The organism is Phenylobacterium sp. (assembly GCF_019636135.1).
GTDB lineage: Bacteria > Pseudomonadota > Alphaproteobacteria > Caulobacterales > Caulobacteraceae > Phenylobacterium.
Genome location: NZ_JAHBYD010000031.1, coordinates 46,540 through 58,445, shown reverse-complemented (window position 1 = coordinate 58,445; position 11,906 = coordinate 46,540). Strand labels below are relative to the sequence as shown.

The 11,906-nt window shown below is 71.8% G+C and carries 11 protein-coding genes; 2 read left to right on the top strand and 9 right to left on the bottom strand.

Annotated elements, in window-relative coordinates:
- Window positions 1-159: 159 nt before the first annotated feature.
- The 6 genes from KF737_RS18900 to KF737_RS18875 form a co-directional block, all read right to left on the bottom strand.
- Window positions 160-516 carry a hypothetical protein gene (locus KF737_RS18900; RefSeq protein WP_296458682.1) on the bottom strand — a complete coding sequence of 119 codons (357 nt, stop codon included), beginning with the start codon at window positions 514-516 and terminating at the stop codon, window positions 160-162.
- Window positions 517-584: 68 nt separating this feature from the next.
- Window positions 585-1,013, bottom strand: a complete 429-nt coding sequence (locus KF737_RS18895; RefSeq protein ID WP_296458680.1) for a hypothetical protein — start codon at window positions 1,011-1,013, stop codon at window positions 585-587.
- Between the two features lie 4 nt (window positions 1,014-1,017).
- Window positions 1,018-1,392: a hypothetical protein gene (locus tag KF737_RS18890; protein WP_296458677.1), complete on the bottom strand. Its 375-nt coding sequence runs from the start codon at window positions 1,390-1,392 to the stop codon at window positions 1,018-1,020.
- 14 nt (window positions 1,393-1,406) lie between these two features.
- Window positions 1,407-4,883 carry a transcription-repair coupling factor gene (mfd, locus tag KF737_RS18885; RefSeq protein ID WP_296458674.1) on the bottom strand — a complete coding sequence of 1,159 codons (3,477 nt, stop codon included), beginning with the start codon at window positions 4,881-4,883 and terminating at the stop codon, window positions 1,407-1,409.
- Complete coding sequence (locus KF737_RS18880; RefSeq protein WP_296458671.1) at window positions 4,876-5,172, bottom strand: succinate dehydrogenase assembly factor 2; 297 nt, start codon at window positions 5,170-5,172, stop codon at window positions 4,876-4,878. Before KF737_RS18880 ends, mfd begins: the two co-directional genes overlap by 8 nt.
- Window positions 5,173-5,278: 106 nt before the next feature.
- Window positions 5,279-6,100: a peptidyl-prolyl cis-trans isomerase gene (locus KF737_RS18875; RefSeq protein WP_296458664.1), complete on the bottom strand. Its 822-nt coding sequence runs from the start codon at window positions 6,098-6,100 to the stop codon at window positions 5,279-5,281.
- A gap of 102 nt (window positions 6,101-6,202) precedes the next feature.
- On the opposite strand from KF737_RS18875, the gene recG reads away from it, so the two are divergent.
- Entirely contained in the window at window positions 6,203-8,278 is a 2,076-nt protein-coding gene (gene recG, locus KF737_RS18870; protein ID WP_296458661.1) for an ATP-dependent DNA helicase RecG, read from the top strand.
- Between the two features lie 69 nt (window positions 8,279-8,347).
- Window positions 8,348-8,695, top strand: coding sequence for a YciI family protein (locus KF737_RS18865; protein ID WP_296458658.1), 348 nt, complete (start codon window positions 8,348-8,350; stop codon window positions 8,693-8,695).
- Here the strand turns inward: KF737_RS18865 and KF737_RS18860 are convergent.
- The 3 genes from KF737_RS18860 to KF737_RS18850 are packed head-to-tail and all read right to left on the bottom strand — an operon-like array spanning window position 8,692 to window position 11,906.
- Window positions 8,692-9,783, bottom strand: a complete 1,092-nt coding sequence (locus KF737_RS18860) for a M14 family metallopeptidase (protein ID WP_296458655.1) — start codon at window positions 9,781-9,783, stop codon at window positions 8,692-8,694. The genes KF737_RS18865 and KF737_RS18860 overlap by 4 nt on opposite strands.
- Complete coding sequence (locus KF737_RS18855) at window positions 9,780-10,775, bottom strand: NADP-dependent oxidoreductase (protein ID WP_296458652.1); 996 nt, start codon at window positions 10,773-10,775, stop codon at window positions 9,780-9,782. Before KF737_RS18855 ends, KF737_RS18860 begins: the two co-directional genes overlap by 4 nt.
- 33 nt (window positions 10,776-10,808) lie before the next feature.
- A complete protein-coding gene (locus KF737_RS18850; RefSeq protein ID WP_296458649.1) occupies window positions 10,809-11,906 on the bottom strand; it encodes a DUF3089 domain-containing protein in 1,098 nt (365 codons plus the stop codon).

Sequence of the window (11,906 nt, the reverse complement as noted above, 5' to 3'; positions counted from 1 at the left end):
GCTTGTCCCGGCCACCCATGAACTCAGACGCTGCAGTCAGTCTGCAGCGGCGGCCTCAACTGCCATTCCGGCAAAGGCGGGTGTCCATGGGTGGCTGGGACAAGCCCGGCCATGACGTCAAGGAAAGGGGGATGCCTTCGACGGTTCAGGGGCGCTGGTCTAGCGGCCGGTTCCGCGCGGCGCCGGCGGCTTCATGGCCTCGTAGGCGCGGCTCCGGTCCGCCAGCAGGTCGCTGCAGCGCTTGATCTCGCCGTTGTATTCGTCGGCCCGCATGAGCTTCACCTCGCGCTTGACGGCGTCCGAGAGGCTGAAGCCGGGATCACGGCCCTCGATCCGGCCCGAGTAGAAGAACACGCCGAACGTGCCCCACTGCTTGTAGGTCTCGTTCCGGGCCATGACGCTCATGCCCAGGATGCAGCGCACGTCCTGCCGGTTGGCGTCGCGGACGGCGTCGTCGTCGGCCCGCGCGGACGAAGCGGTGGCGGCGAGCAGGCTCGCCAGGATCAGGCGTTTCATCGTTCCGGCCCCCGGGAAGCGTTCCCCGGGCCAGCATGCGCCGAAGTCGGCGAAACCGCCAACCGCCGTTATCGGGGCGCCTCGTCCGCCGGCGGCTCGATCACCTGCGAGGAGTCGACCTCCTTCGCCGGCGCGGCAGGTTCCGCGGGCGTCGCGCCCGACAGCTTCTGGTCGAGCGCCTGGAACTCGGTCTGGTTCTTCTGCAGTTCCTCGGCGCAGCGCTGGAATTCCGCCTGGGCGACGGCGGCGCTGTTCATCGACCGGCCCTCGCCGGCCATGACGGGCTCCAGCCGCGCGACGGGTCCGCGCGCGGCGAGCCGGCCCATGTAGTAGTGCGCCCCGCGGACGGCCATCTCCCGGGCCTTCGGGTCCCGCGCGGCGAACCGCAGGACCAGCATGCAGCGGACGTCGGCCTTGTCCGAGACGGCGTCGGCCGCCGCCGGCGCGGCCGGGAGCGTCACCGTCGCCGCGGCGGCGATCGCGATCAGCGCCCGCATCCGGCTACTTCCTCGCCGGCGCCGCCCTGGGCGCCATGCTCGCCACGAGGCGCCTGTTCACCGCCTGAAGCTCGCCGCCCCGGCCGTTCAGCTCGGCGCCGCAGCGCGTCAGCTCGGTCTGGCCCTGGGCCGGCGTCAGCTTCATCGCCTCGCCCTTGAGCAGGGGTTCGAGGCGCGACACCGGGCCTCGCGCCGACAGGCGCCCCAGGTAGAAGAAGACCCCCTTCGCCGCCTGCTCCGCCTGCTTCGGGTCGCGGCCGACCACCTGCAGGACCATCAGGCAGCGGACGTCGGCGGAATCGGCGGCCGTCTGGGCGGCGGCGGGCGCGGCCGGCGCGCACAGGGCCGCGGCGGCGAGGATCAGGGCGGCTCTGCGCATGCGGGTACTCCTGCTCAGGCGGCGAGCTTGGCCAGCTCGGCCAGCACCTTTTCGGCGGCGTCGAGGCGCTGTTTCGGCGTCTCCCATTCGCCCTTCACGACCACCTTGTTGTCCGGGCGCACCCGCCAGGCGATCGGGTTCCGGGCCACGAACGCCACAAGGTCGCCCGGGTTCTTGAAGACGTCGTTACGGAAGCTCACGACCGCGCCCTTCGGCCCGACGTCGATCTTCGCGACATTGGCCTCGCGGCACAGGCCCTTGATGGCGACCACCTTCAGGAGCTGGTCGGCCTCGGGCGGCAGCGGGCCGAAGCGGTCGATCAGCTCGGCGGCCAGCGCCTCGCGGTCCTGCGACTTCTCGGCGTCGGAGATGCGGCGGTAGAGCGCGAGGCGGACGTTGAGGTCGGGCACGTACTCCTCGGGGATGAGCACCGCGGCCCCGGTGTTGATCTGCGGCGACCAGCCCCGGTCGGGCGCGTCGTCGGCCCCGCCGCGCGCCTTCAGCTCGTTGACCGCGTCCTCCAGCATCTGCTGGTAGAGTTCGACGCCGATCTCGCGGATGTGGCCCGACTGCTCCTCGCCCAGCAGGTTGCCGCCGCCCCGCTGGTCCAGGTCGTGGCTGGCGAGCTGGAAGCCCGCGCCCAGGCTGTCCAGCGACTGCAGCACCTTCAGCCGCTTCTCGGCCGACAGCGTGATCTGCCGCTCCGCCGGCGTCGTCAGGTAGGCGTAGGCGCGGGCCTTCGAGCGCCCGACGCGGCCGCGCAACTGGTACATCTGGGCCAAGCCGAACATGTCGGCGCGGTGGATGATCATGGTGTTGGCGGTCGGGATGTCGAGGCCGCTCTCCACGATCGTGGTCGAGAGCAGCACATCGTATTGCCCGTCGTAGAAGGCGCTCATCACCTCCTCGAGCTGGGTCGGCGCCATCTGGCCATGGCCCACCACGAACTTCACCTCGGGGACCTGCTCGCGCAGGAACCGCTCCAGCTCGGGCAGGTCGGAGATTCGCGGGGCCACGAAGTAGGCCTGGCCGCCGCGGTACTTCTCGCGCAGCAGCGCCTCGCGCACGACGACCGGGTCCCAGGGCGTGATGTAGGTGCGCACGGCCAGGCGATCGACCGGCGGCGTGGCGATGATCGACATCTCCCGGATGCCGCTGAGCGACATCTGGAGGGTGCGCGGGATCGGCGTGGCGGTCAGCGTCAGCATATGCACGTCGGCGCGAAGCTCCTTGAGCTTCTCCTTGTGCTTCACCCCGAAGTGCTGCTCCTCGTCGACGATCACGAGGCCCAGGTTCTTGAAGCTGACCTGCTTCGAGAGCACCGCGTGGGTGCCCACCACGATCTCGACCTCGCCGCTGGCGAGCCCGTCGCGGGTCTCCGAGGCTTCCTTGGCCGGCACGAGGCGCGAGAGGCGGCGCACGCGCACCGGCCAGCCCTCGAAGCGCTCGGTGAAGGTCTTGTAGTGCTGCCGCGCCAGCAGGGTCGTCGGCGCGACCACGGCCACCTGCTGGCCGCTCATGGCCACCACGAAGGCGGCCCGCAGCGCCACCTCGGTCTTGCCGAAGCCCACGTCGCCGCAGATCAGGCGGTCCATCGGCCGCCCGGCGCCGAGGTCCTCCAGCACGTCGCCGATGGCGTGGAGCTGGTCGTCGGTCTCCTCGTAGGGGAAGCGCGCGCAGAACTCGTCGAACAGCCCGCTCGGCGGCTCGACGGCGTCGGTCTGCTTCATCGCCCGCTCGGCCGCGATGCGGATCAGGCCGTCGGCCATCTCGCGCAGGCGTTCCTTGGCGCGGGCCTTGCGCGCCTGCCAGGCCGCGCCGCCCAGGCGGTCGAGCTGCACGCCCTCGGAATCCGCGCCGTAGCGCGTCAGGAGGTCGATGTTCTCGACCGGCAGGTACAGCTTCGCCTCGCCGCCGTACTGGAGCTCCAGCGTGTCGTGCGGCGCGCCCTGGACGTCGAGGGTCTTCAGGCCTTCGTAGCGCGCGATCCCATGGTCGATGTGGACCACGAGGTCGCCGGGCGTGAGCGCCGAAGCCTCGGCCAGGAAGTTGGCTGCGCGTCGGCGCTTGCGGGGCCGGGCCAGCCGGTCGCCCAGGATGTCCGTCTCGGAGATGACCGCCAGGCTCTCGGTCTCGAAGCCGGCGTCCAGCGGCAGAACCACGCGTTGCGGCGTCCTCGGATCGGCGGCCCTGGCGGCGTCCCAGTAGGCGGCCAGCGGCAGCCTCTTCAGGCCATGGTCGGCCAGCATGTGGCTCAGCCGGTCGGACGAGCCCTCGGACCAGGAGGCGAACAGCACGCGCTTGCCGCCGGCCGACAGCTTTTCGGCGTGGTCGACCGTGGCCTCGAACAGGTTGACGCTGTCCAGCTTCCGCTCGGCCGAGAAGTTGCGGCCGGCGCGGGCGCCCATGTCGATCACCGCCTCGCCCTCGGCCTCGTTGAAGGCGGAGAACCGGCGCGTCGGCCGCACGTTCAGCGCCTCGTCCCACTCGGCCGCGTCGAGGTAGAGGCGCGTGGGCTCCAGCGGGCGGTACTGGCCCTTCCGTTCGGCGGCGTTGCGGGCGTCGAAGGCATCCTCGATCATCGAGAGCCGCTCGTCGCGCGCGTCGCGGGCCAGATGGTCCAGGGCCACGGCGGCATCGGCCGGCAGATAGTCGAAGAGCGTGGCCAGGTCCGCGTAGAAGAGCGGCAGGTAGTGCTCCATCCCGGCGCGCCGCCCGCCCTCCGAGATCGTGGCGTAGAGCGGATCGTCGCCCGGTGCGCCGAAGCCTTCGAGGTAGCCTGTGCGGAACCGGCTGATGGCGTCCTTGTCCAGCAGCGCCTCGCTGACCGGCAGCAGCGAGACGTCCTTCAGTTGCCGCGTCGAGCGCTGGGTCTCGGGGTCGAAGCCGCGGATGCTCTCCAGGGTGTCGCCGAACAGGTCGAGGCGCACCGGCTCCTCCGCGCCCGGCGGGAAGACGTCGATGACGCCGCCGCGGATGGCGAACTCGCCCTTCTCCGAGACGGTGGAGGCCCGGCTGTAGCCGTTGACGGCGAAGTACCGCTCGACCTCGGCGAGATCGACGCTGTTGCCGACCCGCGCCGAATAGCTCCCGCGCCGGATGGCGGCCTTGGGCGGAACGCGCTGCAGCAGCGCCGGCACGGTCGTGACCAGCAGGCGCGGCGTGTCGTCGAGGCCGTCCGCCAGCCGGCAGAGCGTGGCCATGCGTTGCGCCGCGACCCCGGCCGAGGGGCCGACGCGGTCGTACGGCAGGCCGTCCCACGCCGGGAAGGTCAGGACCTCGACGCCCTGCCCGAAGAAGGCGAAGGCGTCGACGAAGGCGGACAGCCGTCCCGCATCCCGCGCCACGAAGACCGACAGGCCCTTCCGCGCCTTGACGAGGTCGGCCATGACCAGGGCGTCGAAGCCCTCGGGCGCGCCGACGAGGTCGAGGCGGCCCGGATCGTCGGCCACCCGGCGCATGTTCGCCTGCGGCCGGTTCCCGTCAGCCATGAAGCGTGCCCCCGGGGCCGGAAACCTTGTAAGCTTCGTCCCGGAAAGCCTTGAGAAGGTTCATCAAAGGCCCGTCGAACTCAGGCGGCGTCTCCTGCCGCTCCAGGATCCAGGCGTAGACGTCCTGGTCGGGCTGTTCGAGCAGGCGCTCGAACCAGTCGAGCTCGGCTTCGGTGAAGGCCGCGACGTGCTTGTCCGCGAACGGCCCCAGGATGAGGTCCGCTTCCTTGAAGCCGCGTCGCCAGGCGCGGAGCTTCAGTTTCTTCAGCCGTGCTTCGTCGGTCGCCATTCGGGAGTGCGGCATATAGAGCCCGCGCGGGTCGTGCGCCACCCCGGAACGCACGACCGCGACGTCGTGTTCGACGACGTCCGCCCGGCGCGTTCGCCTGGGCCGCCTATTTCTTCTCGGGCGCGGCGCCCGGCTTGTCCGCGTCGGCGGCGCCGGCGCCGGCGTAGGTGACCTTCTTCGACTTCAGGGCGTCGAGGCGTTCCTTCATCTTCGTCGTCTGGCGTTGGCCGTAGACGATCTCGCTCGCGACCCGGATCGCGGCCGGCCCCACCAGGGGCTGGACCTTGCTGTCGCGGACCCGGCCGACCGTGAAGCCGTTCGGCTCGGGCACCACGAAGGGCTCGCCGGGTTGCAGCCGGCGCAGGGTGGCGGTCAGTTGCGGCGCGGCCTGGAGCGTGTCGATCTGGCTGACCGAGCGCGAATAGGCGATGCCGCGCTGGGTCAGCACCGCCTCGACGGCCTCCAGCGTCTTGGCGGGCTCCAGCGCCTTGACCAGGGCCGGATCGGCCTTCGTGACCACGTTCAGGCGCTCGATCACATAGCCGGTCCGCTCGCCGAACATCTCCGGGTGCGCCTGGATGAAGGTGGTCGCGTCGGCTTCCGTCGGCTTGGGGATCGTGGACATCATCGCGCTGCGCTCGAGGTTCGCCTCGTAGGTCTCGATCGCCGCCACGCGCAGCGCCGCCGCCTCCGGAGATTTGTCGAGCTTCTCGGCGCGCGCCTCCTGGGCCAGCAGCTTGCGCGCCACGATCTGGTCCAGCATCGCCTTGCGGAGGGCCGGATCGCCGGGATTTGCGGCGCCGCTCAGCGCGAGCTCCGCGTCGAGCTGCGCCTTGGTGACCTTCTCGGCGCCCACCTTGGCCACGACATCGCCGCCGCCAGCGCTGTTGCAGCCGGCCACGACCAGGGTCGCTGCGGCGACCGTCATCCACATCCCTGCACGCATTGGTCTCTCCACCCCGATTCGCCGCCGGTCGCCCGACTATGCCCCATGATGCGCAGCCTCGCGCGGGAAGGCTATGGTCGCACGATGCGCCCTGAGATTCTGTTTACGCTCTACGCGCCCGTCACCACCCTGAAGGGGGTGGGGCCGCGCGTCGCGCCGCTGCTGGAGCGCGTGGCGGGGCCGAAGGTGCGCGACGTGCTGTGGCTGAAGCCGCATTCGGTCGTGCGGCGCACGCCGGCGGTGCTGTCGGCCGCGCGGGACGGCGAGATCATGACCTTCGAGGTCACCGTGCAGGACCATCAGAAGCCGCGGGTCCACACCCAGCCGTGGCGGATGCAGGTGGCCGACGAGACCGGCCTGATGATGCTGATCTTCTTCGGCCGCTTCGGCGAGGGGCTCGTCCAGCGCCACCCGGTGGGCGCCAGGCGGATCGTCTCGGGCAAGGTCGACGAGTCGAAGTTCGGCCGCCAGATGGTCCACCCCGACTACATCGTGGCGCCCGACAAGCGCGACGAGATCCCGGAGCTGGAGGCGATCTATCCGGCCACCGAGGGCCTGCCGGCGCGCCGCGTGCGCACCTTCGTGCTGGAAGCGCTCGAGAAGGCGCCGGAGATGCCGGAGTGGCAGGACGCCGCCTGGCTGGCGCGCGAGCGGTTCCCGTCCTGGCGCGAGGCGCTGACGGCGCTGCACAACCCTGAGAGCGAGGCCGACCTCTCGCCCCTCAGCGCGCACCGCCGCCGCCTCGCCTACGACGAACTGCTGGCCCACCAGCTCGCCATGGCCCAGCGCAAGGCCGCCCGCCGCCGCGAGCCGGCCGCGCGGATCGCGGCGGGGGCGCTCGCCGGACGCCTCAAGGCCGATCTCCCGTTCGCCTTCACCGGCGCGCAGGACCGCGCGCTCGCCGGGATCCGCGCCGACCTCGCCTCGGGCGAGCGCATGAGCCGGCTGCTCCAGGGCGACGTGGGCTCGGGCAAGACGGTCGTGGCCATGTGCGCGATCGCCGACGTGGTGGACGCCGGCGGCCAGAGCGCCCTGATGGCGCCCACCGAGATCCTGGCGCGCCAGCACTACGAGACCATCTCCGGGCCGTTGCAGGCGCACGGCGTGGGCGTCGTGCTGCTGACCGGCCGCGACAAGGGTGCGGCGCGGGCCGAGAAGCTGCGGGCGCTGGCGTCGGGTCACGCCAAGGTGGCCGTGGGCACCCACGCGCTGTTCCAGGACGACGTGGCCTTCCACAGGCTCCAACTCGTGGTGATCGACGAGCAGCATCGGTTCGGGGTCGCCGAGCGCCAGCGGTTGCAGGCCAAGGGCGAGGCCACGCACCTCCTCGCCATGTCGGCCACGCCGATCCCCCGGACGCTGGAGCTCACCATGTACGGCGACCTCGACGTCAGCCGCATCGACGAGAAGCCGCCGGGCCGCACACCAGTCGCCACCCGGGCCGTCCCGATGCCGCGGCTGGACGAGATCGTGGCCCGCCTGCGCGACGCCGTTCGCGAGGGCGCCCAGGCGTTCTGGATCTGCCCGCTGGTCTCGGAGTCGGAGGTCAGCGACCTGGCTGCCGCCGAAATGCGCGCCATCGCGCTCCGCAAGGCCCTCGGCCCCGGCGTCGGCCTCGTCCACGGCAGGATGACCGGGCCCGAGAAGGACGCCGTCATGGCCGATTTCGCCGACAACAAGCTCTCGGTGCTCGTCGCGACGACCGTCGTCGAGGTGGGCGTGAACGTGCCCAACGCCACCATCATGGTGATCGAGCAGGCCGAGCGGTTCGGCCTGGCCCAGCTCCACCAGTTGCGCGGCCGGGTCGGGCGGGGCCGGCGCGAGAGCGCCTGCGTGCTGCTCTACGACCCGCCGCTCAGCGAGACGGCCCAACAGCGCCTCGACATCCTGCGCCGCACCGACGACGGCTTCGTCATCGCGGAGAAGGACCTGGAACTCCGGGGCGGCGGCGACGCGCTGGGCCTGCGCCAGTCCGGCCTGCCGGACTACGTCTTCGCCGACCCGTTCGTGCATCGCGACCTGATCCAGGCCGCCGGCGACGACGCCCGCCTGGCGATCCAGCGCGACCCCGATCTGAAGTCCGAGCGCGGCCAGGCGCTGAACGTCCTCTCCGAACTCTTCGACTGGAAGGCCGGCCTCGCGCTCCGCGACGCGGGCTGACAAGAATGTCGGGTCCGGCGGGGCTGTTTCGACCTTGGGGCGGAAAGCCAGGCTGAAAGGAGCCGTCCCGTGAAGTTCATCTGCCTCGTCTACGCCGAACCCGGCGCCGTCTCGAACCTGCCCGCCGGTGAGAAGGACGCCCTCGACCGCGACTCCCTCGCCTACGACCGGGAACTGGAAGCCGCCGGCCACTTCATCGCGGCGTCGGCGCTGCAGGGCGTGCGGACCGCGCGCACGGTCCGGGTGCGCAAGGGCAAGCCGCTGGTCCTCGACGGCCCGTTCGCCGAGACGAAGGAGGTCCTCTGCGGCTTCATCTTCATCGAGGCGGCCGACGCGGACGAGGCGATGCGGATCGCCGAGCGCATCCCCATGGCCCGCTACGGGACGGTCGAGGTGCGGCCCGAGCTCCAGTTCTAGCCGCCCAGCGCCTTCGCGAGCCCCGCCATCGACTGCCGCGCGGCGACGAGGGACTGGCCCAGCACCATGCCGCGCCAGACGTCGTCGTCGCCGTAGAAGGCGGCGCGCACCTGCGCCTTGATCGCCTGGCCCTGCGGGCTCAGCGGGTCGCCATGGGCATGCAGCCAGTTGTCGGCGCGCAGCGCGTCCAGCACCTCGTTGCTCGGCACGACGCCGTACTCCAGCGCCACGCCGGTCGTCCGCGCGTGCGGCGCGAGCCGCGGCACGGCCTCCAGCCAGTCGCCCGCCAGGACCGCCGAGACGGACTCGCCGCCCGACATGCTGGTGACGGCCAGCCCGTGCCACTCGCGCGCACGGCGATATCCGTCGGACGCCGGATGCGCGCTGGCGATCGGTTCGGCATAGCCCCAGGGGCCGAGGCCGGTGTGGTAGTCGATGACGCCCACGTCGGAGGCGGCCGCCAGGCGTTCACGGAAGATCGTCTCCAGCGTCCTGCGCGACCATGTCGGCTCGCGCCCGCCGTAGAAGATGCCGTCCGCGTGGCTGTACTGCCCGCCCGACATGGCCTGCACCAGGGCCGGGAAGCCGTGGGTCCTGGCGTAGTTCAGCAGGGTGGCGCGGCTGGCCGCCTGCGTCGCCTCGCTCCAGTCGGCCGGCTTCACCGCGTGATGCAGCGCGTCGTAGTTCGGGTTCTGCGGCAGCGGCTGGCCGAAATCGACGAAGTTGCGGTTCAGGTCGACGTTCTCGTGCGTCACCCGCCGGCTCCAGGCGAAGCCGTACGGGTTGATGGCGTGGACGATCAGGGCCGCCGCGCCCGCCGGCAGGTGGGCCGCCTCCCCGCGCCGCAGCCAGTCGATCTGGGCGCCCGAGCCGCAATGGCCCTCGACGCCGTGCGTCGCCGACACCATGACGAACACCGCCCGCGCGTCCGTCGGCCCGATCCAGGCGACGTCGGTGGCCAGCTCGCCGCCATCCGGCCCGCGCTCGGGGTGGACGTAGGCCGAGAGCGAGGCCCCTGCCCCGCGCGCGGCCGCCAGGAACTTGTCGCGCGCCTCGGCGTAGGTCGCGCTGAAGGGCGAGCCGCTCAAACCCGCACCATCCGCTTGCCGCGGTTGTCGCCGTGCAGGAGGCCGATCAGGGCGGCGGGCAGGTTCTCGAACCCGTCCACGATATCCTCCGTCACCTTGAGCTGGCCGGAGGCGACCCACCCCTGCAGGTCCGCCAGCGCCTTGTCGTTCCGGTCGGCGAAGTCCATGACCACGAAGCCCCGCAGGGTCAGCCGCTTGGTCACGATCAGGCCGGGGACGCCGCGCGGCCCGTGCGGCGGCGGCGCGCCGTCGTACTGCGAGAGCGCCCCGCAGCAGGCGATGCGCCCGTGGGTCTTCATCGCGAACAGGCAGGCCTCGAACACGTCGCCGCCGGTGTTGTCGAAATAGACGTCGATGCCCTCCGGCACGGCCGCGCGGAGCTGGCGCTTGAACTCGGGACTGCGGTAGTCGACCGCCGCATCGAAGCCGAGCTCCCCGGTCAGCCAGCGCCCCTTCTCCTCGCCGCCGGCGATGCCGACCACGCGGCAACCCTTGATCTTCGCGATCTGCCCCACGATCGAGCCCACCGACCCGGCCGCCGCCGAGATCACCACGGTCTCGCCGGCCTTGGGCTGCCCGCACTCCAGGAGGCCGAAATAGGCGGTGAGGCCCGCGATCCCGTAGACGCTCAGCAGGTGCGTCTCCGGCTTCAGGTCGGGCAGCTTCTGCAGCCGCCTGCCGGGCGCCACGCCATAGTCCTGCCAGCCGATGTCGGCGAAGACGAGGTCGCCGGGCTTCAGGTGGTCGACATTGGACTCCACCACCTCCGACAGCGACCCGCCGGCCATCACCTGGCCGCCTTCCAGCGCCGAACGGTACGTCGCGCCCTGCATCCAGGCGCGGTTGGCCGCGTCGAGGGAGATGTAGCGGGTCTTCAGCAGCACCTCGCCGGCGCCGGGGCTCGGCACGTCGCCGTCCTTCAGCGCGAAGTGCCCGGGCGCGAGCTTCTCAGCCCCCGGCAGCCGGTCCAGCACGATCTGGCGGTTGGCCATCCGATCCTCCCTCTGTTCGTTGGGGCGATCAAATCACCGCGCGCGCCACGCCGCCAGCCGCGCTTTCGCATCGGCCTCCAGGTCGGCGTAGAAGAGGTTGAAGCCCGGGGCCTTGCGCCGGTCGGCCCAGCTCCCCGCCTGTTTCAGCGACGAGGACTTGGGCTTCGTCACGTGCAGCACCCCGCCGCCGCAGTAGGCCGAGACCTGCCGCGCCATGAACGCCGGCCGCGCGCCCCACTCCAGGCCCGTGGCGTTGGCGGCGCCCAGATGCAGGCGCGCCGGCGCGGGTTGGTCGGTGACGGCGCCCAGGATCGGGTTCCAGCAGAGCGCCGGCCGGGGCGCGAGGTTGTCCAGGCGGCCATCGGGGGTCCAGACGAGCGCGCGGTCCAGCAGGCGCTTCGCCGCGTCGAAGTCGCCCTCGTAGACGGGCGCCCAGGCCGCGAGGCAGCCGGCCTGCCGGCGCTCGACGCACGGGCCGATCGGCGGCGCGTCGGCCGGAACCACGGTGTCGACGAGGTACGCGGCCACCAGCCGCCCCTTGAGCAACGGATCGCGCGCGACCTCCTCGGCCAGCAGCCGCGTCGCCAGCGTGCCGCCCTGCTCGACGCCCACGATGAAGAACGGCCGGCCGCCGTTGTCCTGGTCGATGTACCAGCGGAAGGCGTCGCGGACGTCGCCATAGGCGAACTGCCGCGCCTCGCGCGCGTCTTCCCTGAGCGTCGTCAGCGTGTAGAGGCTGGCCTGGCGATAGCGCGGGGCGAACACGCGGCCGACGCTGACGAAAGGCCCGACGTAGTTCGGGGCCATCACGTCCTCGAACTGGCGGTTGGCGCGCTTCGCGTCGAGGCGGGCGTTCCAGTTGCGGCCGCCGTCATAGGTCGTGGGGGCCACGAAGAAGACGTCGGCGTCGCGGGGGCTCGGCGAATGCGGCCGCAGGTACCAGGCCGTGTCCTTTCCGTAGTCCGGCCCGGGCGGCGGCTCGTAGGTCTGGAACGGCACCTTGGGGTCGAGCGCGGTGGACACGAGGTCGCCCCAGAACACCGCGACCCCCGTCGCCAGGAACACCAGCAGGCCCAGGAGGCTCGGCAGCAGCCAGCGCCGGCGTCGCGGAGCGGGCGGTGTCTCCGGCAT

Coding starts and splice junctions, on each gene's coding strand:
- KF737_RS18900 (WP_296458682.1), bottom strand. CDS start 516: ATGAAACGCCTGATCCTGGCGAGCCTGCTCGCCGCCACCGCTTCGTCC.
- KF737_RS18895 (WP_296458680.1), bottom strand. CDS start 1,013: ATGCGGGCGCTGATCGCGATCGCCGCCGCGGCGACGGTGACGCTCCCG.
- KF737_RS18890 (WP_296458677.1), bottom strand. CDS start 1,392: ATGCGCAGAGCCGCCCTGATCCTCGCCGCCGCGGCCCTGTGCGCGCCG.
- mfd (WP_296458674.1), bottom strand. CDS start 4,883: ATGGCTGACGGGAACCGGCCGCAGGCGAACATGCGCCGGGTGGCCGAC.
- KF737_RS18880 (WP_296458671.1), bottom strand. CDS start 5,172: ATGGCGACCGACGAAGCACGGCTGAAGAAACTGAAGCTCCGCGCCTGG.
- KF737_RS18875 (WP_296458664.1), bottom strand. CDS start 6,100: ATGACGGTCGCCGCAGCGACCCTGGTCGTGGCCGGCTGCAACAGCGCT.
- recG (WP_296458661.1), top strand. CDS start 6,203: ATGCGCCCTGAGATTCTGTTTACGCTCTACGCGCCCGTCACCACCCTG.
- KF737_RS18855 (WP_296458652.1), bottom strand. CDS start 10,775: ATGGCCAACCGCCAGATCGTGCTGGACCGGCTGCCGGGGGCTGAGAAG.
- KF737_RS18850 (WP_296458649.1), bottom strand. CDS start 11,906: ATGCCGGAGACACCGCCCGCTCCGCGACGCCGGCGCTGGCTGCTGCCG.